Annotated in this window: 21 protein-coding genes; 13 read left to right on the forward strand and 8 right to left on the reverse strand. The window is 66.6% G+C overall.

The features are described 5' to 3' along the window. Window positions 1–3: 3 nt before the first annotated feature. Window positions 4–1,194, reverse strand: coding sequence for a CaiB/BaiF CoA transferase family protein (locus tag AC1D3B_RS18910; protein ID WP_478192195.1), 1,191 nt, complete (start codon window positions 1,192–1,194; stop codon window positions 4–6). Further along, window positions 1,187–2,119 (reverse strand): hydroxymethylglutaryl-CoA lyase, encoded by a 933-nt coding sequence (locus tag AC1D3B_RS18915; RefSeq protein ID WP_478192196.1) that lies wholly within the window; start codon window positions 2,117–2,119, stop codon window positions 1,187–1,189. Before AC1D3B_RS18915 ends, AC1D3B_RS18910 begins: the two co-directional genes overlap by 8 nt. 106 nt (window positions 2,120–2,225) lie before the next feature. Between AC1D3B_RS18915 and AC1D3B_RS18920 the strand changes: the two genes are divergently transcribed. From AC1D3B_RS18920 to AC1D3B_RS18935, 4 genes are all read left to right on the forward strand, one after another. Further along, entirely contained in the window at window positions 2,226–2,966 is a 741-nt protein-coding gene (locus AC1D3B_RS18920; RefSeq protein WP_478192197.1) for an IclR family transcriptional regulator, read from the forward strand. Window positions 2,967–3,119: 153 nt separating this feature from the next. Then, window positions 3,120–3,533, forward strand: coding sequence for a hypothetical protein (locus tag AC1D3B_RS18925; protein WP_478192198.1), 414 nt, complete (start codon window positions 3,120–3,122; stop codon window positions 3,531–3,533). Then, entirely contained in the window at window positions 3,530–3,802 is a 273-nt protein-coding gene (locus AC1D3B_RS18930) for a hypothetical protein (RefSeq protein ID WP_478192199.1), read from the forward strand. The genes AC1D3B_RS18925 and AC1D3B_RS18930 overlap by 4 nt, the downstream gene beginning before the upstream one ends. 233 nt (window positions 3,803–4,035) lie before the next feature. After that, a complete protein-coding gene (locus tag AC1D3B_RS18935; RefSeq protein WP_478192200.1) occupies window positions 4,036–6,210 on the forward strand; it encodes a malate synthase G in 2,175 nt (724 codons plus the stop codon). 21 nt (window positions 6,211–6,231) lie between these two features. Here the strand turns inward: AC1D3B_RS18935 and AC1D3B_RS18940 are convergent, their stop codons facing one another. The 4 genes from AC1D3B_RS18940 to AC1D3B_RS18955 all read right to left on the reverse strand — a co-directional run bounded on the left by AC1D3B_RS18940 (window position 6,232) and on the right by AC1D3B_RS18955 (window position 10,830). Then, entirely contained in the window at window positions 6,232–7,497 is a 1,266-nt protein-coding gene (locus AC1D3B_RS18940; protein ID WP_478192201.1) for a DUF1501 domain-containing protein, read from the reverse strand. A gap of 15 nt (window positions 7,498–7,512) precedes the next feature. Further along, window positions 7,513–9,003, reverse strand: coding sequence for a DUF1800 domain-containing protein (locus tag AC1D3B_RS18945; protein ID WP_478192202.1), 1,491 nt, complete (start codon window positions 9,001–9,003; stop codon window positions 7,513–7,515). Between the two features lie 129 nt (window positions 9,004–9,132). After that, entirely contained in the window at window positions 9,133–9,828 is a 696-nt protein-coding gene (locus tag AC1D3B_RS18950) for a ProQ/FINO family protein (RefSeq protein WP_478192203.1), read from the reverse strand. Between the two features lie 69 nt (window positions 9,829–9,897). Continuing rightward, window positions 9,898–10,830, reverse strand: a complete 933-nt coding sequence (locus AC1D3B_RS18955; RefSeq protein ID WP_478192204.1) for a LysR substrate-binding domain-containing protein — start codon at window positions 10,828–10,830, stop codon at window positions 9,898–9,900. A gap of 82 nt (window positions 10,831–10,912) precedes the next feature. Here AC1D3B_RS18955 and AC1D3B_RS18960 point away from each other — a divergent pair, with 82 nt between their 5' ends. The 6 genes from AC1D3B_RS18960 to AC1D3B_RS18985 all read left to right on the forward strand — a co-directional run bounded on the left by AC1D3B_RS18960 (window position 10,913) and on the right by AC1D3B_RS18985 (window position 16,020). Further along, window positions 10,913–11,230, forward strand: coding sequence for a DUF2917 domain-containing protein (locus AC1D3B_RS18960; RefSeq protein ID WP_478192205.1), 318 nt, complete (start codon window positions 10,913–10,915; stop codon window positions 11,228–11,230). Window positions 11,231–11,356: 126 nt separating this feature from the next. Continuing rightward, window positions 11,357–12,535: an acetyl-CoA C-acetyltransferase gene (locus AC1D3B_RS18965; RefSeq protein WP_478192206.1), complete on the forward strand. Its 1,179-nt coding sequence runs from the start codon at window positions 11,357–11,359 to the stop codon at window positions 12,533–12,535. A gap of 1 nt (window position 12,536) precedes the next feature. Beyond that, window positions 12,537–13,331 (forward strand): enoyl-CoA hydratase-related protein, encoded by a 795-nt coding sequence (locus AC1D3B_RS18970; protein ID WP_478192207.1) that lies wholly within the window; start codon window positions 12,537–12,539, stop codon window positions 13,329–13,331. 4 nt (window positions 13,332–13,335) lie between these two features. Continuing rightward, window positions 13,336–14,499: an acyl-CoA dehydrogenase family protein gene (locus tag AC1D3B_RS18975; RefSeq protein ID WP_478192208.1), complete on the forward strand. Its 1,164-nt coding sequence runs from the start codon at window positions 13,336–13,338 to the stop codon at window positions 14,497–14,499. A gap of 43 nt (window positions 14,500–14,542) precedes the next feature. Further along, the gene (locus AC1D3B_RS18980; RefSeq protein ID WP_478192209.1) at window positions 14,543–15,799 is read left to right on the forward strand and encodes a 6-phosphofructokinase; all 1,257 of its coding nucleotides are present in this window, start codon (window positions 14,543–14,545) and stop codon (window positions 15,797–15,799) included. Continuing rightward, window positions 15,799–16,020, forward strand: coding sequence for a cysteine-rich CWC family protein (locus tag AC1D3B_RS18985; RefSeq protein WP_478192210.1), 222 nt, complete (start codon window positions 15,799–15,801; stop codon window positions 16,018–16,020). The genes AC1D3B_RS18980 and AC1D3B_RS18985 overlap by 1 nt, the downstream gene beginning before the upstream one ends. On the opposite strand, the gene AC1D3B_RS18990 is transcribed toward AC1D3B_RS18985, so the two are convergent. Beyond that, window positions 16,011–17,336 carry a zinc-binding metallopeptidase family protein gene (locus tag AC1D3B_RS18990; protein WP_478192211.1) on the reverse strand — a complete coding sequence of 442 codons (1,326 nt, stop codon included), beginning with the start codon at window positions 17,334–17,336 and terminating at the stop codon, window positions 16,011–16,013. The two genes, AC1D3B_RS18985 and AC1D3B_RS18990, sit on opposite strands and share 10 nt — an antisense overlap. Window positions 17,337–17,448: 112 nt before the next feature. Between AC1D3B_RS18990 and AC1D3B_RS18995 the strand changes: the two genes are divergently transcribed. The 3 genes from AC1D3B_RS18995 to AC1D3B_RS19005 all read left to right on the forward strand — a co-directional run bounded on the left by AC1D3B_RS18995 (window position 17,449) and on the right by AC1D3B_RS19005 (window position 22,029). Continuing rightward, window positions 17,449–18,906 carry an MFS transporter gene (locus tag AC1D3B_RS18995; protein WP_478192212.1) on the forward strand — a complete coding sequence of 486 codons (1,458 nt, stop codon included), beginning with the start codon at window positions 17,449–17,451 and terminating at the stop codon, window positions 18,904–18,906. A gap of 33 nt (window positions 18,907–18,939) precedes the next feature. After that, the gene (locus AC1D3B_RS19000) at window positions 18,940–19,713 is read left to right on the forward strand and encodes a class II glutamine amidotransferase (RefSeq protein WP_478192213.1); all 774 of its coding nucleotides are present in this window, start codon (window positions 18,940–18,942) and stop codon (window positions 19,711–19,713) included. A gap of 108 nt (window positions 19,714–19,821) precedes the next feature. After that, the gene (locus tag AC1D3B_RS19005; RefSeq protein ID WP_478192214.1) at window positions 19,822–22,029 is read left to right on the forward strand and encodes a TonB-dependent receptor; all 2,208 of its coding nucleotides are present in this window, start codon (window positions 19,822–19,824) and stop codon (window positions 22,027–22,029) included. Here AC1D3B_RS19005 and gshB read toward each other — a convergent pair. Further along, window positions 22,026–22,973: a glutathione synthase gene (gshB, locus tag AC1D3B_RS19010; protein ID WP_478192215.1), complete on the reverse strand. Its 948-nt coding sequence runs from the start codon at window positions 22,971–22,973 to the stop codon at window positions 22,026–22,028. The genes AC1D3B_RS19005 and gshB overlap by 4 nt on opposite strands.

The following is a 22,973-nucleotide window of genomic DNA, read 5'->3' on the forward strand; positions in this document are numbered from 1 at the left end:
GCCTCAATCCCCGGTCACGGCCTGCTGCGCCTTGAGTTCGGCGATCTGCGCGTCGCTGTAGCCCACTTCCTTGAGCAGCGCATCCGTGTGTTCCCCGAGCAGCGGCGGCTGCAGGCGGATGCCCGGCCGTTCGCCGCCGAGCGTGAAAGGCATCAGCGGCACCTTCGACTGGCTGCCGTCGTTCATGCGGATCGGCGCGAGACCGCCGGTCGCGTTGAGGTGCGGGTCGTCGAACAGGTCCTGCGGCTTGGTGATGGGCGCGAAGGGCAGCTCGTTCTTCTCGAACACGGCGCTCAGTTCTGCTGCGCTGTGATCCGCGAGGTGCGAGCGCAGGATCGGCATCATCCATTCACGCGAGAGCACGCGGTCGTTGTTGGTCTTCAGGCGCGGATCGGCCAGCATCTCGTCCAGTCCGAAGGCCTTGCAGAAGACGGCCCACTGCCTGTCGCTGACGACGGCCAGGAAGATCTGCTCGCCGTCCTTGACGGTGAACACGTCGTACACGCCCCACGCGGAGATGCGGCTCGGCATCGGGTCGGCCGCCTTGCCGGTGGCCGCGAACTGCATCATGTGCTGCGCCACCAGGAAGATGTTGTTCTCGAACAGCGCCGACTGCACCTCGCAGCCCTTGCCGGTGAGTTCGCGCTGGCGCAGCGCCGCCATCGCACCGATGGCGCCGAACATGCCGCCCATGATGTCGTTGACGCTGGTGCCGGCACGCAGAGGATCGCCGGCACGGCCGGTCATGTAGGCCAGGCCGCCCATCATCTGCACCACTTCGTCGAGCGCGGTGCGGTGGTCGTACGGGCCGGGGAGGAAACCCTTGTGGCTCACGTAGATGAGGCGGGGGTTGAGCTTGTGCAGGCGGTCGTAGTCGAGCCCGAGCTTTTTCATCGTGCCGGGCTTGAAGTTCTCGCTCACGATGTCGGCGGTCGCGATCAGGCGCAGCGCGGCCTCGACGCCCTCGGGCTTCTTGAGGTCGAGCGCAATGCTCTTCTTGTTGCGGTTGAAGGTGGGGAAGAAGCCGGCGCCGGAGCCCAGCAGCCGCCGCGTGTTGTCGCCTTCGATGGGCTCGACCTTGATGACCTCGGCGCCCAGGTCCGCGAGCAGCATGCCGCAGGTTGGGCCCATGACCATGTGGGTGAACTCGACGACGCGGATCCCCGCGTAAGGCAATGGTGCGGAGTCAGACATGTGCGTTTTCCTGCGCGAAGCCCTTGGGCAGCCCGGCCTCGGGCGTCATGCCGTAGACGGGTTCGCCCGGCAGGCCGGCAATGAGCGGCGCGCGGGCCGCGATGAGTTGGTTGATGTCGATACCGGTGCAAACACCCATGGCCTCGAACATGAAGACGAGATCTTCGGTGACAACGTTGCCCGACGCGCCCGGCGCATACGGACAGCCGCCCAGGCCGCCCAGCGACGAATCGAAGGTGCGAACGCCTTCTTCGTAGGCAGCCAGGCAGTTGGCAAGTCCGAGCCCGCGGGTGTTGTGCATGTGGGCGGCACCCGCCTTGTCGCCAAGTTCCGCGCGCAGCCGCCTGAAGAGACGATGGACCTGCGCCGGATTGGCATAGCCCACCGTGTCCGACAGGCCTGACTCGTCGGCGCCCGCGGCCACGCATTGCACCGCGAGGCGGATGACCTCGTCCTCGGGCACATCGCCTTGCATGGTGCAGCCGAAGGCCGTGGAGATGCCGGCTTCGAGCTTGATGTGCGGCGCAATCTCGCGGCGCAGGTCGGAGATGGCGCGGACCTCCTCGACCATCTCCTCGCGCGTCTTGCGGACGTTGGCGAGCGAATGTGCCACGCTCGCGGACACCGGCATCGTCAGCTTTTGCACGCCCGCTGCGATCGCGGCTTCGGCGCCTCTGCGGTTGGGCACCAGCGCCATCACGGTCAGCCCCGGCAGCGTGATGGCATGGCGAACCACCTCGGCAGCGTCCGCCATCTGCGGCAGCAGCCTGGCAGGCACGAAGGAAGCGACCTCGATCTCGCGGAGGCCGGCCTTGTGGAGCGCGTCGATCCAGCGCAGCTTGTCGGCCGTGGGCATGGTCGCCTTCACCGACTGCAGGCCGTCGCGCGGGCCGACCTCGCTGATGAGGACTTCTGGGGTTGTCATGGGAATCGACTCCTGGAGCGGCGGCGTTTGACAGTTCTATCTTATAGAACTACATTCCGTAAAACAGAATTAGACTGGCGCGCGCCCTCCCTGTCAAGTCCAGCCCATGCCACGCAAAGCCCAAACCGAATCGGTGTCCGACCTGAATGCAGCGCCCGGTGGCGCTGCCGCGGTCGATCGCGCACTGAGTCTCCTCTCCGCTTTCCAGGCCGGTGACGATGCGCTGACGCTGGCGCAGTTTGCCGAGCGCACGCAGCTCTACAAGAGCACGGTGCTGCGCCTGCTCGCCTCGCTCGAACACGCGCGCCTGATCCGCCGGCAGGATGATGGCCGCTACACCCTCGGCACGGAAATCGCCCGGCTGCATGCGCTCTACGCCGCGTCGTTCTCGCTCGACGCCATCGTGATGCCGGTGCTGCGCGATCTCGTGGTCGCCACCGGAGAAAGCGCCGCGTACCACGTGCGCCAGCAACAGGGTGACGCGTGGGCACGACTGTGCCTCTATCGCGTCGACTCGCCGCACCTGGTGCGCGACCACGTGCGCGCCGGTGACCTGCTGCCGGCCGACCGCGGTGCCGGCGCGCGCATCCTGATCGCTTTCGGGCCGGACAGCGAACGCCCGCGCGGTGCGAAGGAGCGCAAGTTCTATGCTGAGATCCGCGCCCAAGGCTACTGTGCATTGGTCGGCGACCGCACCGCCGAACTCGCCGGCATCTCCGCACCGGTGTTCCATGCCGACGGCACCTTGGCTGCGGCCGTCACGCTGACCATGCCGACGCACCGCTACGACAAGCACTACATCAAGCCGGTGCAGGCGGCGGCGCGGCGGCTCAGCGGTTGGGTCTAGCGGACTCGGCGCGCGTTATTCGTCGCGCTGGACACTGCATTGTCGATCCCGCAAATTCGCGTCTCGCCAGCGGTACGGGGCAGCGAAAGTTGACCTCTTCCGTGCGGCACGGCTTGAACGATTTCAACGAGGCAGTGACTCAGGGAGTTGCACATGAAACGCCCCATCGACATGTCATTTGATGTGATTCACCTCATCGATCGCAGCGAGCCTGAAGAGCGGGCCATCATGGCGGTCCGGCGCGACGACCTCGACGCGTTGCTTGCCGCGAACAAGGCCGCCGGCGAGCGCCTGCAGGCCATGGTCCGGCAACAGCGCGAGCTTCTCGGCGAAGCCCTTCAGCGCATGAAGGAGTCCGGGATCATCCCGGAGGGTGACCGCGACACCACCGCCGACCTCGCGCGCAAGATCTGGAACGAGGCGTCCATCGAGCTGAAGGCCTACACGGAGCGGGCGTTCAGCGCACAGATCGACGCCATGGTCGGCATCGGCAAGCGCGCGGGCGAGCGTGTCTTCGAGATCCGCAACCTCATCAAGGCACAACGGATAACGGATTCGCGCCCATGACTGACAACAATCCCAAGGGCATGCGGTCCGCCTTTCCCAAGGACCTGGCGTGGGACATCTTCACGCTCGATTGCATGCTGGCCACGATCGTGGCCATGGCGCTCGCTGCACTGGCCAGCCTGAGCGACGACATCTCGCAGCGGCTTGCCGACTCCGAACGCTGGATCTGGGTGACCGCGGCGACGCTGGGCATCGTCGCGCTCGTCTGCCTGCTGCGCCTCGCACTCACCGACGACGAGTTCTCGCCACTGAACGCGTGGGACGACTGACCGTCCGCCGCTTCCGGCCCGCCTGCCGGTAGGCGGCGGAACTGGCGCCGCCGTTGAACGCAAACACCGACCGCTATGGCCCAATGGGGCCTGTGCCCATTGGTCGGTCGTCATGGCGCTCGAGCCTTCGATTACCTTCAATTTGGTCACTGATCATTCACATTTTCGGCTCTTACTCGCCAGCCAGGTATCGAATAAAGTCCTCGGCTGCACCCTCTCAAGGAGAAAGAACCATGACCGCCCGCACCACCGTTCACGGCCTCCAGGTCGCCGACGAACTCCACCGCTTCATCGAGGACAAGGTCCTGCCCGCCACCGGCGTTGCCAGCGACACCTTCTGGAAGGGCTTCGACGCCATCGTCAGCGAGTTCGCGCCGAAAAACATCACCCTGCTCGCCGAGCGCGACCGCCTGCAGGGCGAGATGGACAAGTGGCACAAGGCGCACCCCGGCCCGATCGCCGACATGCCGGCCTATCGCGCCTTCCTGGAATCGATCGGCTACCTGTTGCCGCAGCCGAAGGACGTGCAGACCACCACGTCCAATGTCGACGCCGAACTCGCCCTGCAGGCCGGCCCGCAACTGGTGGTTCCCATCCTCAACGCGCGCTACGCGCTCAATGCGGCAAACGCACGCTGGGGCTCGCTGTACGACGCGCTCTACGGCACCGACGCGATCCCCGAAACCAGCGGCGCGGACAAGGGCAAGGGCTACAACCCGGTGCGCGGCGCGAAGGTGATCGCGTTCGCGCGCAACGTGCTCGACCAGGCCGCTCCGCTGGAGAACGGCTCGCACAAGAACGCGACCGGCTACAAGGTCGAACACGGCAAGCTGGTGATCGCGCTGCAGAGCAGCAGCACGGAGCTCAAGGATCCGTCGCAGTTCATCGGCTACCAGGGCGATGCAGCGGCGCCGAAGTCGGTGCTGCTCAAGCACAACGGCATCCACCTCGACATCCAGATCGATCGCAGCACCGCCATCGGCAAGAGCGATGCGGCCGGCGTCAGCGACGTCGTGCTCGAAGCGGCGCTTTCGACCATCCTCGACCTCGAGGACTCGGTCGCCGTGGTCGACGCCGAAGACAAGGTGCTCGCCTATTCGAACTGGCTGGGCATCCTGCAGGGCACGCTGACCGAGGAAGTCGTCAAGGGCGGCAAGACCTTCACCCGCGGTCTCAACCCCGACCGCGAATACACCGGCGCCGACGGCAAGCCGGTCAAGCTGCATGGCCGCTCGCTGATGTTCGTGCGCAATGTCGGCCACCTGATGACCAATCCGGCCATCCTGTACGCGGGCGGCAAGGAGATTCCGGAAGGGATCATGGACGCGGTGATCACCACGACCATCGCCACCGTCGACCTGAAGCGCAAGGGCAACTCGCGCACCGGCAGCGTCTACATCGTCAAGCCGAAGATGCACGGCCCCGCCGAAGTCGCGTTTGCGAGCGCACTGTTCGGCCGTGTCGAGGAACTGCTCGGCCTGCCCGCCAACACCGTCAAGCTCGGCATCATGGACGAGGAACGCCGCACCAGTGTGAACCTCAAGGCCTGCATCGCCGAAGCCGCCGCGCGCGTGGCCTTCATCAACACCGGCTTCCTGGACCGTACCGGCGACGAGATGCACACCGCGATGTACGCCGGTGCGATGCTGCGCAAGGGCGACATGAAGACGACGCCGTGGATCCAGGCGTACGAGAAGAACAACGTGCTGGTCGGCCTCTCGTGCGGCCTGCGCGGCAAGGCGCAGATCGGCAAGGGCATGTGGGCCATGCCCGACCTGATGGCCGCGATGCTCGAACAGAAGATCGCCCATCCCAAGGCCGGCGCGAACACCGCCTGGGTGCCTTCGCCCACCGCCGCGACGCTGCATGCGCTGCACTATCACCAGGTGAGCGTGGCCGATGTGCAGAAGCAGTTGGAGAAAATCGACGCCAACGCCGAGCGCGACAACATCCTGAACGACCTGCTCAAGGTGCCGGTCACGGCGCACGTGAACTGGACCGACGCCGAGCGCCAGCAGGAGCTGGACAACAACGTGCAGGGCATCCTGGGCTACGTGGTGCGCTGGATCGACCAGGGCGTCGGCTGCTCGAAGGTGCCGGACATCCACGACATCGGGCTGATGGAAGACCGCGCGACGCTGCGCATCTCGAGCCAGCACATCGCCAACTGGCTGCTGCATGGCGTCGTGACGAAGGAGCAGGTCGACGCGACCTTCCAGCGCATGGCCGCCGTCGTGGACCAGCAGAATGCCGGCGATTCGCTCTACCGGAACATGGCGGGCAACTTCGACACTTCGGCCGCATACAAGGCGGCGCAGGACCTGGTCTTCAAGGGCATCGAGCAGCCGAGCGGCTACACCGAGCCATTGCTGCACGCATGGCGGCTGAAGGTGAAGGCAGCGGGCTGATCCGCCAGGAGCCGGGCGGGATCAAGCGCGAATCAGATCCCTCGCCCCGGCAGGGTCGGCGGCAAAGCCGGGGAAGACCTCTCCCAGGCGCGCGTCGGGCAGGCGCAGATGCCGCTCGGCCACTGCCGCCAGCACCTGCCTGAAATCGGTGGTCACGGCCAGGTCGCGACCTTCATGCAGGGCGCTGGCGTCCAGACCGGGCCAGCGGCCGTGGACCTTGCCACCGGCCACCTTGCCGCCGAGCAGCCACATCGCGTTGCCGTGTCCATGGTCGGTGCCGCCGTTGCCGTTCTGGTGAACGGTGCGGCCGAACTCGGACATGACGACGACCACGGTGTCGCTCCATACGGGTCCGAGCCGGGTGCTCAGCACCTGCAGTCCCCTCCCCAGCGGCCCGAGGCGATTGGCGAGTTGCCCTGTCGCGGCGCCCTGGTTGGCATGGGTGTCCCATCCGCCCAGGGCCACGAAGGCGAGTTGCACGCGATGGTCGTTGCGCATCAGCGCAGCCAGGCGCGTTGCATCGTCCGGGAAGCCGTTGGGCAGCGGCGCGCCGTTGTTGGCAGCCTGCATCTCGCGGTCCAGGCTGTCCTTGTTGATCGAAACCATCACTTCCTGGTGCGCCTTGCGGGATTCCTGGTAGGCACGCGACAGGGCATCGTCGCCGGCATAGAGCTGGCCGAAGGCGCTGGCGATCTGCGGGCGGTCGAGCAGCGTCGGCTTGCCCGCCGCCGCACCGAGCGGGACATTCGCGACCGTGTTGCGGCCCGCGTAGATGCGCGGCAACACCGGGCCCATGCTGATGGCGCGCGTGGCAGCGGCCGGGCCATCGGTCTCGTCCGGCAACGTGCCCAGGAGGCGGTTGAGCCAGCCGTCTGCGGTCGACTTCCGTCCCGGTGTGCCGGACTCCATGTAGTCCTGGGCGTCGAAATGCGAGCGCGTGGCATCCGGCGATCCCGATGCCTGCACGAAGCCGAGTTGGCCGGCCTGCCAGAGCGGCATCAAGGGCGCCAGCGCCGGGTGCAGGCCGAAGCGGCCGTCGAGGTCCAGCACACCGCCATCGGCGCCGGGACGTGGCAGCGCGATGGAAGAGCGCGCGCGGTAATAGCCATCGTCCGCATACGGCACGACCACGCTCAGGCCATCGACCGCGCCGCGCAGAAAGACCACGACCAGTCGGGGCGGCGATGGGCCGCGGACGTCTCCCACGGCCGCCATGGCGGATCGACCGACAGGCAGCAGCACAGCCCCCGACTGCACAGCGAGCTTCAGCAAATCGCGACGCAACATGGTGGACTCCTGCAATCAGTGGCGCATGAAATCGGGGCTGCCCAATACAAGGGCCGCGCGCAATTCTGGTGTGACATCAGCCATGGCGGCCCGCGTCTTCACGGAAACGCCGCTGCCGAGCGTGGCCAGCAGCGCATCCGCGTCGACGGGCCCTGACGGCGCATTGGGCAGGCGACCCGCCGCGAGCGCCGTCGCGAATCCGATGCGGCGGGTGATGGCGTCCGGGTTGAGCCAGGCCTCTTCGGTGTTCTTGTAGCCGTCCGGTGTCTGGCATCCATAAAGTGGCATGCCCAATTGCCGCAGCGTGCCAAGGAAGGGCTGCACGTTGTCGAACGAGACGTTCGTGGCGCGCACGGCGGAGATCACGTACTCGTAGGGCGTCTTGAACTTGGCGTCTCGAACGGCCGGACTCCGGAATTCGGGGCTGTCGAACAGCACCTTGAGGACCGCACGGATGTCGCCGCCGGTCTGCAGGTACCGCTTGCCGAGGCGATCCACCAGCGCGGGCGGCGGCCGGTCGCTCACGAAATACTGCGCCAGCTGGAAGCTGATGTGACGCGCCGTCGCCGGATGCGTCGCCAACATGTCCAGCGCCCGCTCTCCTTCGGCCTGCCCCCCGTTGCCGAAGCGCTGGCCGAGCCAGAGTTTGTCGCCGCCGTCGTGCCGGCGCGCGTCGAAGTAGAAAACGGACGCGCCGGTGGTGAGTCGCGCATTGAAGGTCCAGCCGGTGAGGATCCGGGCCAGCTCCGTCACGTCCTTCTGGGTGTAGCCGCCATCCACGCCGAGCGTGTGCAGTTCCATCAACTCGCGGGCGTAGTTCTCGTTCAGCCCGGTGGCCCTGGCCGCGGGGCCGGCCAAGCCCGTTGGCTGGTAGCCCGGTGCCGCGGATTGCCAGTTGTCCAGGTAGAACAGCATGGCGGGATGGTGCGCCGTGGCGCCCAGCAGGTCACGGAAGCGCCCGAGCGCATACGGACGGATGGCTTCGCGCTCGTAGTTCTCGACCAACACGCGATCGAGGCCCTTGCCCACGAAGACGTTGAAGTGGTTGAACCAGAAGTCCACCATCCGCTCTTCCAACTGCCGCGGACTCCGGGCGGCATTCCACAGGCGCGCTTCGCCGGCCTCGATGCCGACCTGCCGATAAAAGTCGCGCCGCATCGCCTTGCCGTCTTCGCTGTCGTTCTTGGCGGCTTGCGCGGCCTCGCGGAACTTGGTGATCAGCTCGCGCTGCGACGCGGACGTCGATGACAGGGAGGCGAGTTGTTCCGCCAAGTCGCGTGGCAGGGGAAGGCGCTCGGGATGCAATTGCTCGTCGACATAGCGATCGAGCCCGAGACGCATCACGCGGCCGACCTCGCCGGGCCCGGGACCATAAGCGAGGCGATTCAGCGCATGGATCGCTTCGGCCTCCGATGCCGGCTGCGCCTGGGCCGGCGCGATGGCGACGATGACCCACAGGAGCGCTGCGGCGGCGACTTTGACATGCGACATCGGACGGTTCGGCATGGGGGCTCCTGGCTGAAGACGCGCGCGGCCCGAAGGCATCGCAGACGCCATAACGGCCGGGAGCGAATACCGGTAGACCTGCCGATGCCGCCTGCCAGGTAAAGCAGCGAGTCCGGCTGACCTCGGCGGTCAGTCTTGCCCGGAACGCCTCAAGGTGCGCGCAACCTCGGCCGGGTCCATGCCGTACATCTCGGCGAACTCCGCCACGGTGCGCCCGCTGGCCTCGAAGGCCCGCTGCAGCGCCTCGCGTTTCGCGGTCCGCGCGCCCACTTCGGCGAAGGCCTCGTCGAGCACGGCCGTCGTCGCCTCGTCCTGGGTGCGAACGGCCAGCACATATTCCTCGCGCGTCAGGCCCGAGGCTTCGATCGCCTCGACCAGCCGTGCGCGCAGCATGGGCCGCAAGTCTTCGGCCGTGCGCGACTGCCGCCGCTTGAACACTTCGAGGATGGCGTGGTGGACATGCTCGGGGGAAACATCCTCCACCGGCACGCCGTTCAGGTCATGCCGCTTTTCGCCGGCGGCGACAGCTTCGAGGTAGCGCGTGGAACGGGCGTGCAGACCCAGCGCGATCTTGAGGTCTTCCTTCTTGAACTCGTCCGGATGCAGGGCCAGCAGTTCCTGGTACACGCCCAGCTTGAGCGGCAGGAAGCGCGCGCCGAACATCTTCGGATAGAGCTCGAAAAGCTTCTCGAGCGCGGGATGGACCTTGCGTGCGCGCGGCTGCGGCGCCGCTTTCGGCTTGGCGGTCGTGGCGTTCTGCCGCCCGGGGCGGCCGCCTTTCCTGGCGGCGGTTGGCGCGGAAGCGGTGTCGGTTGTCGGAGTCATCGAGATGTGTTGTCTGCGGAATCGGGTCGCCAGCGGGCGAATGCGTTGCCCCGACTGTAATGCGGTCGCTCAGCCCCTTCGCGCCGCCTCGGCTTCGGCCCGCAGCCAGCGCACGAAGTCCTGCGCATCGGCATTTCCGGCCGCACGGCGCGACGTCTCGATGAAATAGCCGCGGCGCGATGCGGCGCCCTCGCTGAAAGGCGCGACCAGCTGCCCGGTCTGGACCAGTTCGCGCAGCAGCGGCAGGCGGCCGATGACGACCCCCTGGCCGGCAACCGCGGCGGCGACGGCATCCGCGTACTGGGTGAAGCGCATGGTGTTCTTCATGCGCAGGTCGGCCAGGCCCATCACCTCGAGCCAGGGCTCCCAGTCGGCGGTGGGTGCCTCCGCGTGGTTGGGCATGTCGACCGTGAGCAGGGTCTGTTCCACAAGATCGCCCGGCACGTGCAGCGCGGCGGCGACGCGCGGGGCGCACAGCGGCATGACGGACTCTTCGAACAGCGTTGGTCCGGTACCTCGCGTGATCGGCACGAAGCGCACGGCCACATCGAGGCGGCTGCGTTCCAGATCCAGCACGTCGAGCGTCGCGGACATGCGCACGTCGACCAGCGGGTGGTCCGCCGTGAAACGGGCCAGGCGGGGGATGAGCCACAGCGAGGCAAATCCCGGCGTGGTGGTGATGGCGACCTGGCGCAGCACCGGTACCGCCCGGACTCGCGCGGTGGCGTCGCGCAGCCGCTCGAGGCTCTCGACCACCGCGCGCTGGAGCACGCGCCCGGCCTCGGTCAGCGCCAGCGCCCGGTGGCGGCGCTCGAACAGCAGCACGCCAAGGCTGCCTTCGAGCTGCTGGATCTGCCGGCTCACCGCCGATTGCGTGAGAAACACCTCCACGGCCGCCTGCGTGAAGCTGAGCGTGCGCGCGGCCGCCTCGAAGCTGCGCAAAAGCTCCAAAGGGGGCAGTTCGACCGCCGGTGCCGGCGCCTTCGCATTCTCTGGATGCATGCAACGAGTTCCGAATGACCGTATGACATGGACAGTTCAGCTCACTATATTCATTCTCATGACGAATGCCAAGGAGCCCTCGATGAACACCCGCCCTCAGCGCCTCAGTCTCAGCATGCCGAAGAAGGCCATCTTCACCTTGCCCGATGCCCACGACGTGGACATCGAATGCCAGAGCGGCTCGTTGTGGATCACGCTCGACCACGACCGGCGCGACATCGTCCTGGAGCAGGGCCAGCGCTTTCGCAGCGACACCCACCGGCGCGTGCTGGTGGCGGCGCTGGAACCCTCTTGCGTGCGTTTCACCGCCGAACGCCTCACGGTGGCGGCGGAGCGGGCGCGGCCTGAACGCTCGACGTCGCCTTGGCGACTGTGGTCCCACGGGATGTCCCCGGCTTGACCCGGGCGCCCGGGCGTTGAACCATCGACGCTCGTGGCCATGGATGCGCGGGTCTCGGCGCCGTCGTGAATCGACGGCGCTTTGCCGTTTGCGCCGGGCCCTCATCTCACGGACGAAGGACATTCCATGGCAGAGGCATACATCGTGGCCGCCGCGCGCACCGCGGGCGGCCGTCGCGGCGGCAAGCTCGCGGGCTGGCATCCGGTCGACCTGGCGGCGCAGGTCATCGACGCACTGGTGACACGCAGCGGCATCGATCCGGCCGCAGTCGAGGACGTGATCCTCGGCTGCGTCAGCCAGGTCGGCGAACAGGCGACCAACGTGGCGCGCAATGCGGTGCTGGCGTCGAAGCTGCCGGAGTCGGTGCCGGGCACATCGGTCGATCGCCAGTGCGGCTCGTCGCAGCAGGCGCTGCATTTCGCGGCGCAGGCCGTGATGTCGGGCAGCATGGACGCGGTGATCGCCGCCGGCGTCGAGAGCATGACGCGCGTGCCCATGTTCACGCCCAACGCGCTGCCCGCCAAGGCGGGTCTCGGCACGTACATGAGCCCCGCGATGCAGCGGCGCTATCCCGGCGTGGAGTTCAGCCAGTTCACCGGCGCCGAGATGATCGCGAAGAACTACGGCCTCACGAAGGACGCGCTCGACCGCTACGCCTTCGAAAGCCACCGGCGCGCCATCGCCGCCACCCGCGAAGGCGCGTTCAAGGACGAGATCGTGCCGGTGGAGATTCGCTTGGCCGATGGCTCGGCCAGCGGCGAGATGCACACCGTCGACGAAGGCATCCGCTTCGAAGCGACGCTCGAAGGCATCGCAGGCGTCAAGCTGATCGCCGAGGGCGGACGCTGCACTGCGGCCACCGCCAGCCAGATCTGCGATGGCGCCAGCGGCGTGCTGGTCGTCAACGAACGCGGCCTGAAGGCGCTGGGCGTGAAGCCGCTCGCGCGCATCCACCACATGAGCGTGATGGGGCACGACCCGGTGATCATGCTGGAGGCACCGATCCCGGCGACGGCGCGCGCCCTCCAGAAGGCAGGCTTGAAGATCGAGGACATCGACCTGTACGAAGTCAACGAAGCCTTCGCGCCCGTGCCGCTGGCGTGGCTGCAGAAGTTGGGCGCCGACCCCGCTCGTCTCAACGTGAACGGCGGCGCCATTGCGCTGGGGCATCCTCTGGGCGCCTCCGGCACAAAGCTCATGACCACGCTGGTCAATGCGCTCGGACAACGCGGCAAGCGCTACGGCCTGCAGACCATGTGTGAAGGCGGTGGCATGGCGAACGTGACCATCGTCGAAAGACTTTGAGATGAGCACCGTTCTCTACGAACTGAACGACAGCGTTGCGACGATCACGCTCAACCTGCCGGCCAAGCTCAACCCGATCGCGCTGGAATTGCAAGCCGAGTTGCGCGATGCATTCGCCCGCGTGCGCAACGACCACGACGTCCGCGCCGTTGTGCTCACCGGCGCCGGCAAGGCCTTCTGCGTGGGCGCCGACCTCGGCGCCATGCGCGAGCCCGAAGAGGGGAAATCCCTCGGCGACCAGACGGCCGACTGGATGCAGTCGATGAGCAACCCGCTGATCGAGGAACTGCGGGCGATGCCCGTGCCGGTGGTCTGTGCGGTCAACGGCCCTGCGGCCGGGGCGGGCGTGGGACTGGCCTTGGCGTGCGACATCGTCATCGCGGCGCGCAGCGCGTATTTCTACCTGCCCTTCCTGCCGAAGCTGGGGATCGTGCCCGACCTCGGATGCACCTGGTTCATCCCTCGGCGCGTGGGGCCCGCGCGCGCGCTGGGCATGGCCTTGCTCGACGAAAAGCTCGGCGCGGAAACGGCGGAGCAGTGGGGCCTGATCTGGGCCTGCATCGACGATCAACTCCTGCTGCTCGAAGCGTCGAACATCGCGCAACGGCTGGCGCAACTGCCCGTGCACGCCGTGATCGAGGCACGCAAGGCCCTGGAGGTGTCGGAGCGGCACTCCCTGCCAGACCAGCTTCACTACGAGAGCGAGCGCCAGCGCGAGCTGATCGAACAACCGACCTTTGCAGAAGGTGTGATGGCCTTTCTGCAGAAGCGCGCACCGGTATTTCCCAAGCGCTGAAACCATGATCGAACGCACCCTTTTCACGCCCGACCACGAGGCCTTCCGCGACAGCTTCCGCCGCTTCATGGACAAGGAGATCGCACCTTTCCATGACGCGTGGGAGGAACAAGGCTATGTCGACCGCAAGGTCTGGGACAAGGCCGGCGAGAACGGCTTTCTCTGCATGGCACTGCCCGAGGAATACGGCGGCTCCGGCGCCGACCTGCTCTATTCGGTGATCCAGTTCGAGGAACTCTGGATTCGCGGCTTCACGGGGATCGGCTACGCGCTGCACAGCGAGATCGTCGCGCCGTACATCCTGCGCTATGGCACGGAGGAACAGAAGAAGCGCTACCTGCCCAAGCTTGCGAGCGGCGAAATGATCGGCGCCATTGCGATGAGCGAGCCCGCCGCAGGCAGCGACCTGCAGGGCGTGCGCACGACCGCCCTGAAGCAGCCCGACGGCAGCTACCTGATGAACGGCAGCAAGACCTTCATCACCAACGGCTGGCACGCCGACCTAGTCATCGTGGTCGCCAAGACCGACCCGGCGGGCGGCGCCAAGGGCACCAGCCTGTTCCTCGTCGAGCGCGGCATGCCGGGCTTCGAGAAGGGCAAGCGCCTGAAGAAGCTCGGCCTCAAGGCGCAGGACACCTCGGAACTGTTCTTCAACGACGTCCGGTTGCCGGCCGACGCGCTGCTCGGCGGGGCGGCGCAGGAGAACCGCGGCTTCGTCTGCCTGATGGAACAGTTGCCTTGGGAGCGCCTGCAGATCGCGATCAGCGCGGTGGCGGCGTCGCAGGCCGCCATCGACCAGACCGTGGCCTACGTGAAGGACCGCAAGGTCTTCGGCCAGACCGTCGGCGCCTACCAGAACACGCGCTACACGCTGGCCGAATTGCAGACCGAGGTGCAGGTGGCGCAGGTCTTCGTCGACAAGTGCATCGAACTGCTGATGCAGGAAAAGCTCGACACCGCGACCGCCAGCATGGCCAAGTACTGGACCACCGACCTGCAGTGCAAGGTGATGGACGAGTGCGTGCAATTGCACGGCGGCTACGGCTTCATGTGGGAGTACCCGATCACGCGCGCCTATGCCGACGCGCGCGTGCAGCGCATCTATGGCGGCACGAACGAGATCATGAAAGAGGTGATCACGCGCTCGATGGGCCTGCCCGGGCGCTGAAGGAGGCACTGGCATCCGGCGGAGGGCTGCGGGAGAATGCCGCATGCCCACCCTCAACGCCTTCTACGCCCAGTCCGGCGGCGTCACCTCCGTGATCAACGCCTCGGCCTGCGGCGTGATCGAGACAGCGCGCCGGCATCCCGATCGCATCGGCAATGTCTATGCCGGCCGCAACGGCATCATCGGTGCCCTGACCGAGGACCTGATCGACACGGGCCGCGAGTCGGCCGAGGCGATCGCGGCCCTGCGATCGACGCCGTCGGGTGCTTTCGGATCGTGCCGCTACAAGCTCAAGTCGCTCGAGAAGAACCGGCGTGAATACGAGCGCTTGATCGAAGTCTTCAAGGCGCACGGCATCGGTTATTTCTTCTACAACGGCGGCGGCGACTCGGCGGACACCTGCTTCAAGGTCAGCCAGTTGTCGCAGTCGATGGGCTATCCGCTGCAGGCCATCCACGTGCCGAAGACCATCGACAACGACCTGCCGCTGACGGACTGCTGCCCCGGCTTCGGGTCGGTCGCCAAGTACGTGGCGGTGTCCACGCTCGAAGCCTCGCTGGATGTGCGCTCCATGGCGGCGACGTCGACCAAGGTGTTCGTGATCGAGGTGATGGGACGCCATGCAGGGTGGATCGCGGCAGCCGGTGGATTGGCGGCGGACCATGGCATTCCGGTCGTGATCCTGTTCCCCGAAATCCCCTTCGACCAACCCGCGTTCCTCGCGCGCGTCGATGCGCTCGTGAAGTACCACGGCTACTGCACGGTGGTGGTGTCCGAGGGTTGTCATCACCCGGACGGCACATTCCTGGCGGAGCAGGGCACCAAGGACGCCTTCGGCCATGCCCAGCTCGGCGGCGCGGCACCGGTGGTGGCGCAGATGGTGAAGGAGGCGCTGGGGCACAAGTTCCATTGGGCGGTTGCCGATTACCTTCAGCGTTCGGCGCGGCACATCGCGTCGGCGACGGACGTGCGCCAGGCCTACGAACTCGGTCGGCGCGCGGTCGAACTGGCACTCGAAGGCAAGAATTCGGTAATGCCGACCATCGATCGAACGTCCGACGAGCCGTACGCGTACAGCATCGGCATGGCGCCGCTCGATGCGGTCGCCAATGCCGAGAAGTTCATGCCGCGCGACTTCATTTCCGACGATGGCTACGGCATCACCGAGAAGTGCCGGCGCTATCTGCTGCCGCTCATCCAGGGCGAGGACTATCCGACCTACCGCGACGGGCTGCCGGTCTATGTCACGCTGCAGAACGCCGCGGTCGAAAAGAAGTTGCCGGCGTTCGAGGTCGCGTGATGGGCGAATCGGCGGGGCCCGATCCTTCTCGTTGCCCCCTGTGCGGCGAGGCGAACCGGTGCGCGATGGAGGTCGCGCGCGAGACCGGCCAGGCGCAGCCCCCCTGCTGGTGCATGGACGCCGACTTCAGCACCGACTTGCTCGCCCGCGTGCCGGCCGAGAAGCGTCGCCTCGCCTGCATCTGCGCACGATGTGCCGCGCTGGCGGTGACTCAGGGCTGAACATCCGCAGCCGGCTCGGGCTCCACGTCCGCCGACGAGGCAATGTCGTTCTGCGACACCATGACGGGCAGCCCGCCACGCGCGCGCTGCTCGGTGATCACTTCGTGGATGAACTGCAGCTTGCCGACGGCCGCGCGCGGCAGCACGAAGGGGTAGTAATCGGGCTGGCCCATGCTGCGCGACAACTCGTTGAGCACATTGGTGAGCCGGATCCAGCCGTTGAGGAAGTCGAGGAACTTGCCTGCGTTGGGGTCCTCCGGCTGCCAGAGATCGGCCAGCTCGAACAGATCGCTCGTGAGTTCGACGTTCTGCGCGTCGACGCCAAAGCTCATCGCGGTGTCCGCGGTGTCGGCCATGTGCAGGTAGTGTGCCCAGGTCTCGGCCCAGTCTTCCCAGGGGTGCGAACTGGCGTAGCTGGTCACATAGCGGTTGGCCCAGTCGGGGGGAGGGCCGTTGTCGTAGTGGTTGCGCAAGGCCGTGGCGTAGTCGGCCCGTTCGTCGCCGAAGAGGTCTCGGAAGCTGTCGATCCACGGCGTCGGGAGCACCAGCAGGTCCCAGTAGTAGTGACCGATCTCGTGCCGGAAATGGCCGAGCAGCGTGCGGTAGGGCTCGCGCATCTCGGCGCGGATGCGCTCGCGCACAGCGTCTTCGGCCTCTTCCGCGTTGAGGGTGATGATGCCCATCTCATGGCCGGTCATCACGTGGGGCCCGCCCGGCATGTGGCTCAGGAAGTCGAAGGCGAGTCCGTGGACCGGGTCGCTCAGCCGCGTCACCACCGGCAGGCCGAGCGCGAGCAACTGCGAGATCAGCCGCCGCTTCGCCAGTTCGAGGCCGCGCCACAACTCGCCGTTGCTTTCGATGGAAAGGTCCGGGATCGTACGCGTCACACTGCATGAAATGCAGAGGCCCGGCACGAGGCCGTCCGTATTGAAGGCGGGGTCGTCGCCTTCGCGTGGCGCGGGCACCATCCAGTTGCAGGCGGCCTCGGTCATGAGGTTGGCGCAACGGCGATAGGCTTTCCCGTTCGTATCGCCGAACACCGTGAAGGTGTCCGGCTCGGCGCCTTCGTGCGCGGCCGGCGCCAGCGGGACCACGCCGAGACTCTCGACTACGTAGCCCAGCGGCGTCTGGCAGGCGAGGCACTGGCTGTTGCGCAGGAACACCGGACGGCCGCACTGGCACTGGTACGCACGGCTGACCGATGGTGCCTGCAGCTCCGCGGCCAGCGTCGGCGCGGCGTCGGGGGCGGGTTCCGGAGCGACGGCGAGGTCTTCGTGGCCTGCGTTGTCTTCGTTGATTTCGGTTTCGGCTTCCATGGCGGCGGAACTTGTCAAGGCTGCAAAACGCATTGTGGACACGAGTGGCCGGCCGATCGCGTGCTCAAACGCCCGTATCCTTGTAGGACGGCCTGAGCCGATTCTCCGCCCCATGATCAATCCCCCCGCGCATTCCCTCAGCAGCCGCTACGGCGCGCGCTACCGCTGGTACCTCCTGTTTTCCGTGATGGTGGGCGTGATGGCCTCGATCATGTCGTCGACCATCGTCAATGTGGCGATCCCGGGCATGAGCCACTTCTTCTCGCTCGGGCAGGAGCGCGCCCAATGGGTCAGCTCGGGCTTCATGGTCGCGATGACGGTCTCGATGCTCACCACGCCCTGGCTGCTGTCGCGCTACGGCTACCGGCGCACCTATGTGGGAACCATGGTGCTGCTTCTGGCGGGCGGGTTGCTCGGCGGGCTGTCGAACAACTTCTCGCTGGTGCTCTTCGCGCGGGTGGCGGAAGGCCTCGCGGCGGGCGTGGTGCAGCCGATCCCCGCGATCATCATCCTGCGCGCCTTCGAGCCGCACGAGCAGGGGCGCGCCAGCGGCATCTTCGGCATGGGCGTGGTGCTCGCTCCGGCGATCGGCCCGAGCATCGGCGGCGTGCTGGTCGACCTGTTCGGCTGGCGCTCGATCTTCTTCATGGTGGTGCCGTTCTGCCTCGCCTCGGTCTGGCTTGCCTACAAGTTCGTGCCGACCACCGCGCCGGGCGGCGTGGTGGCGGCACGCAGCGGTGGCCTGGATTGGCGCGGGCTCACACTGGGAACAATCGGCACGCTCTGCCTGCTGAACGGGCTGGTCGCGTTGCGCGGCGATTCGCCCTGGCAGGCTGTCGGTCTGCTCGCGGCCGCAGCCGTCGCATTCGCGGCCTTCATCGCATGGCAAAAGCGCTTTGCGGCGTCGGGAGGGGTGCCGCTGATGAACCTGGCGCTGTTTCAATACCGGCAGTTCGCCATGGGCAGCGTGGTGGCCTTCATCTATGGCACGGCGCTGTTCGGCTCGACCTACCTGCTGCCGGTCTACATGCAGGTCGGGCTGCAACTGTCGGCTTCACACGTAGGCACCATCCTCCTGCCCGCCGGCATCGTGCTGGCTGTGACCATCGCGGGGGTCGGGCGGCTGGCGGACCAGCATCCGACTTACCTGCTGGTGTGTACCGGCCTGGCGCTACTGGCCGCATCCTTCGCGTTGATGATGGTGCTGCGCATCGACAGCGCCATCTGGTTGCTGGTGGTGTTCGCGGTCGTCGGCCGGGTGGGGCTTGGCTTCATCCTGCCGTCGCTCAATCTGGGCTCGATGCGCCCGCTGGCCAAGCCACTGATTCCCCAAGGCGCCAGCGCCATCAATTTCCTGCGCATGCTCGGTGGCGCTGCCGGCGTGAGTCTCTGCGCGATCGTGCTCGAATGGCGGTTGGCGGCGCATGGCGACTCCTTGTCCAACGCCGTCACCAGCCCGGCGAGGCTCGCCGCCTTCGACGAAGTGTTCGCGATGCTGGCGGGACTGTGCGCCCTGGCCATCTGCGCGGCCTGGCAACTGAGGGAGACGGCGCCGCCGAGCTCGGCGTAGCGGCAGTTGTGTTCTGACGTTCTAATAGTCGCCATGTGCCAATTGTTGGGAATGAACTGCAACACGCCGACCGATGTGACTTTCAGCTTCACGGGGTTCGCGCAGCGAGGTGGCCGCACCGATCATCATGCCGACGGCTGGGGCATCGCCTTCTTCGAGGATCGCGGCCTTCGGCATTTCGTGGATCACCAGCCGGCCTGTGAATCGCCCGTCGCGGAGCTGATCCGGCGCTATCCGATCCGGAGCCGGAACGTGATCGCGCACATCCGCAAGGCCACGCAGGGCGCAGTGAACCTGCAGAACTGCCATCCTTTCGTTCGTGAACTCTGGGGCCGCTACTGGGTGTTCGCGCACAACGGCGACCTGAAGGACTTCCGGCCGCGCCTGCACGGCAACTTCCATCCGGTGGGCAACACCGACAGCGAGCACGCCTTCTGCTGGATCATGCAGGAGCTGGCCAAGTCGCACGCGGACGTGCCCAGCGTCGATGAGCTCACGCTGACGCTGCGGGAACTGGCGCCCCGACTTGCCGCGCACGGCACGTTCAACTTCATGCTGTCGAACGGGCAGGCGCTGTGGGCGCACGCGTCGACGCATCTCTGGTACGTGGAGCGCAAGCATCCGTTCGTCACGGCGGAGCTTTCGGACGAGGACCTGAGCATCGACTTCGCGGAGCACACCACGCCGAACGATCGCGTCGCCGTCGTAGTGACGGCCCCGCTGACGACCAACGAGACCTGGACGGCCTTCGCGCCTCAGGAGTTGGCGGTGTTCGTGGACGGTCGGCGGTCCGGCCAAGCCACCTGAATCGACATCAAAACAACGTCGACGGCGATTTCGGTCGCTGGTGGAGGGGCTCTGTGCGGCAGCGCGTAGATAATAACGGTTCTCATTTGCAAGAACGAAGACCGCTCCATGTCCTCCCTCCGATTCCCGCTGCGACCCGTCGCGCTCGCCACCACGCTCGCCCTCCAATCGCTGATCGCGTCGGCGCAAACTGCCCCGGCGGCACCTGCGGAATCGCCCGCAACCCTGTCGACCGTCACGGTCGAAGCCAGTGCGGATGCCTCGGCGGAAGGCCTGAGCAAGCCCTTCGCGGGCGGCCAGGTGGCTCGTGGCGGCCGCATCGGGATTCTGGGAACCCAGGACATCATGGACACGCCCTTCTCGGTCACGACCTACACCAACGAACTGATTCAGGACCAACAGTCGAAAAGCGTGGCGGACGTCCTGCTGAACAACCCGTCCATCCGCCAGGCACGCGGCTTCGGCAACTTCCAGGAGTTGTACGTGGTGCGCGGGTTTCCGGTCCTCTCGGATGACATCGCGTACAACGGGCTCTACGGCATGCTGCCGCGCCAGTACATCGCCTCCGAATTCTTCGAGCGGGTGGAAGTCCTGCTCGGCGCCACGGCGTTCCTGAACGGTGCGGCGCCCGGCGGCAGCGGCCCGGGCGGCGCAATCAACCTGTTGCCCAAGCGGGCGCCGAGCGAGGCACTGACGCGTGTGGGCGTGGGCGTTCAGACGGGCGGCCAGGCCTCGGCATCGGCGGACATCGCGCGCCGCTTCGGCCCGGACCAGAGCACCGGCATCCGCCTGAATGCCGTGCGGCGCGATGGCGGCACCGGCGTCGACAACGAGAAGCAGGAACTCAGCGCCGTGGGCGTGGGCTTCGACTGGCGCAACCGCAATGTGCGAATCTCGGCCGACGTCGGCTACCAGGACTACAAGCTGAGCGAGGGCCGCCCGAGCGTCACACCGGCGTTCGGGCTGCCGATCCCGTCCGCGCCGGACGCCAAGAGCAACTTCGCGCAACCCTGGACCTATTCGAAGGAACGCGACACCTTCGGCACCGTGCGCGGCGAAGTCGACTTCACCGACAACATCATGGGCTGGGTGGCCGCCGGCGTCCGAAGCGGGGACGAAACGAACGTGTTGTCCAACCCGACCCTCACCAACGTCTTCGGTGACACCCTCAGCGGCCGCTTCGACAACCATCGCGAGGACAAGATCAGCACCGGCGAAATCGGCTTGCGCGGCAACTTCAAGACCGGCTCGGTGGGCCACACGGTGATCGCTTCGGCCAACGCCTACGACAGCGAAGAGCGCAACGCCTATGCCATTTCGGCCAACACGCTGGTGAGCAACATCTACAGGCCGGTGGCGTCGGTGCCGCCTGTCGCCAACCTTTTCACCGGCGGCGTTCTGAACGATCCGCATGTCGTGCAGAAGACGAAGACCTCGAGCTTCGCGCTGGCCGACACGATGTCCTTCGCGCAGGACACGCTGCTCGTCACGCTCGGCGCGCGTCGCCAGACCATCGAGCAGACCGGCTTCGACTACAACTCGGGCCTCGAGACGGGCAACTACGACGAGAGCAAGACGACGCCGGTCGCGGGCGTGGTGTTCAAGGCGACCAAGGAAATCTCGGTCTACGCCAACTACATCGAAGGCCTGATCAAGGGCGATGTGGCGCCTGCCACGACCTCGTCAGGCGCGCCCGTGCTCAACGCCGGCCAGATCTTCGCGCCCTTCAATTCGAAGCAGAAGGAAATCGGCGTCAAGTACGAGAACGGCGGCTTGGGCGCGACGGCAGCCTTCTTCTCGACCACGCAGCCGCTCGCCTTCGTGCAGAACCAGGTCTATGGCACCTATGGCGAGCAACGCAACCAGGGCCTCGAGCTGGCCGTGTTCGGCGAGCCGATTCGCGGCCTGCGCCTGCTGGGTGGCCTGACCCTGCTCGACGCCAAGCAGGAGAGCACGCCCGGAGGGCTGACCAACGGCAACGATGTGATCGGTGTGCCGAACCAGCAACTCAACTTCGGTGCCGAGTGGGATATCCCGGGCGTGCGCGGCCTGGCGGTCAACGCGCGCTTCATCTACACCTCGAAGCAATACGCCGACGCGGCCAACACCCAGCAGCTGCCCGACTGGAACCGTTTCGACATCGGTGCCCGCTATCTGATGGACATCGGCAACGGACGCCTTCTCACGCTGCGCGCGCGCGTCGACAACGTGTTCAACAACTCGTACTGGGCATCGGCCGGTGGCTACCCCGGCTCCAACTACCTCGTGATGGGCGCGCCGCGCACCTTCGTGCTCAACGCGAGTGTCGACTTCTAGGACTTGACCTCGGTTTCCAGCGCATCGATGAACATGGCCGGCACGTCGAAGCCGGTCTGTTCGGTGATCTCCTGAAAGCAGGTCGGGCTCGTCACGTTGATTTCGGTCAACGAGCCGCCGATCACATCCAGCCCGATCAGCAGAAGCCCGCGCTGGCTCAGCACCGGGCCGATCGCCTCGGCGATCTTGCGGTCCTGCTCGGTCAACGCCTGGGCAACGCCCTTGCCGCCCGCCGCCAGATTGCCACGCACCTCGGTGCCTTGCGGGATGCGCGCGAGGCTGTAGGGCACTGGCTGGCCGCCGATCACGAGCACGCGCTTGTCGCCCTGCGTAATCTCCGGCACGAAGCGCTGCACCATGATCGTCTCGGCGCCGTTCTTGTTGAGCGTCTCCACGATCGATCCGAGGTTCAGCGCATCGGCCTTCACGCGGAAGATGCCCATGCCGCCCATGCCGTCGAGCGGCTTCAGGATGATGTCCTGGTGCTCGGCGTGGAAGGCGCGCACGGCAGCCGCATCGCGGGTGACCAGTGTCGGCGTGGTGAACTCCGCGAACTCCATGATCGCGAGCTTCTCCGGATGATCGCGCAGCGCCCGCGGCTTGTTGACCACACGCGCGCCTTCGCGTTCGGCCTGTTCTAGCAGGTGCGTCGCGTAGATGTACTCGGCGTCGAAGGGCGGGTCCTTGCGCATCAGCACGACACCAAACTCATGCAAAGGGCGCTCCTGGACCGCGTCTTCGGTGAACCACACATCGGGATCGCCCGTTAGCGTGATCGAGCGCACCTTGGCCGTGACCGGCCGGCCGCGCTGCCAGCTCATGTGGCGCGGCTCGCAGGCCGACAGGGTGTGACCGCGGCGCTGCGCCTCGCGCATCATCGAGAAGGTGGTGTCCTTGTAGATCTTGAAGTGCTCGAGCGGGTCGGCAACGAAGAGGATGTGCAT

The sequence above is a fragment of the Variovorax sp. P5_A3 genome, from assembly GCF_056400665.1.

Bases quoted from the DNA above. Each gene is read 5' to 3' on its own strand.
- AC1D3B_RS18910 (WP_478192195.1), bottom strand. From the start codon at position 1,194: ATGTCTGACTCCGCACCATTGCCTTACGCGGGGATCCGCGTCGTCGAG.
- AC1D3B_RS18915 (WP_478192196.1), bottom strand. From the start codon at position 2,119: ATGACAACCCCAGAAGTCCTCATCAGCGAGGTCGGCCCGCGCGACGGC.
- AC1D3B_RS18920 (WP_478192197.1), top strand. From the start codon at position 2,226: ATGCCACGCAAAGCCCAAACCGAATCGGTGTCCGACCTGAATGCAGCG.
- AC1D3B_RS18925 (WP_478192198.1), top strand. From the start codon at position 3,120: ATGAAACGCCCCATCGACATGTCATTTGATGTGATTCACCTCATCGAT.
- AC1D3B_RS18930 (WP_478192199.1), top strand. From the start codon at position 3,530: ATGACTGACAACAATCCCAAGGGCATGCGGTCCGCCTTTCCCAAGGAC.
- AC1D3B_RS18935 (WP_478192200.1), top strand. From the start codon at position 4,036: ATGACCGCCCGCACCACCGTTCACGGCCTCCAGGTCGCCGACGAACTC.
- AC1D3B_RS18940 (WP_478192201.1), bottom strand. From the start codon at position 7,497: ATGTTGCGTCGCGATTTGCTGAAGCTCGCTGTGCAGTCGGGGGCTGTG.
- AC1D3B_RS18945 (WP_478192202.1), bottom strand. From the start codon at position 9,003: ATGCCGAACCGTCCGATGTCGCATGTCAAAGTCGCCGCCGCAGCGCTC.
- AC1D3B_RS18950 (WP_478192203.1), bottom strand. From the start codon at position 9,828: ATGACTCCGACAACCGACACCGCTTCCGCGCCAACCGCCGCCAGGAAA.
- AC1D3B_RS18955 (WP_478192204.1), bottom strand. From the start codon at position 10,830: ATGCATCCAGAGAATGCGAAGGCGCCGGCACCGGCGGTCGAACTGCCC.
- AC1D3B_RS18960 (WP_478192205.1), top strand. From the start codon at position 10,913: ATGAACACCCGCCCTCAGCGCCTCAGTCTCAGCATGCCGAAGAAGGCC.
- AC1D3B_RS18965 (WP_478192206.1), top strand. From the start codon at position 11,357: ATGGCAGAGGCATACATCGTGGCCGCCGCGCGCACCGCGGGCGGCCGT.
- AC1D3B_RS18970 (WP_478192207.1), top strand. From the start codon at position 12,537: ATGAGCACCGTTCTCTACGAACTGAACGACAGCGTTGCGACGATCACG.
- AC1D3B_RS18975 (WP_478192208.1), top strand. From the start codon at position 13,336: ATGATCGAACGCACCCTTTTCACGCCCGACCACGAGGCCTTCCGCGAC.
- AC1D3B_RS18980 (WP_478192209.1), top strand. From the start codon at position 14,543: ATGCCCACCCTCAACGCCTTCTACGCCCAGTCCGGCGGCGTCACCTCC.
- AC1D3B_RS18985 (WP_478192210.1), top strand. From the start codon at position 15,799: ATGGGCGAATCGGCGGGGCCCGATCCTTCTCGTTGCCCCCTGTGCGGC.
- AC1D3B_RS18990 (WP_478192211.1), bottom strand. From the start codon at position 17,336: ATGGAAGCCGAAACCGAAATCAACGAAGACAACGCAGGCCACGAAGAC.
- AC1D3B_RS18995 (WP_478192212.1), top strand. From the start codon at position 17,449: ATGATCAATCCCCCCGCGCATTCCCTCAGCAGCCGCTACGGCGCGCGC.
- AC1D3B_RS19000 (WP_478192213.1), top strand. From the start codon at position 18,940: ATGTGCCAATTGTTGGGAATGAACTGCAACACGCCGACCGATGTGACT.
- AC1D3B_RS19005 (WP_478192214.1), top strand. From the start codon at position 19,822: ATGTCCTCCCTCCGATTCCCGCTGCGACCCGTCGCGCTCGCCACCACG.
- gshB (WP_478192215.1), bottom strand. From the start codon at position 22,973: ATGCACATCCTCTTCGTTGCCGACCCGCTCGAGCACTTCAAGATCTAC.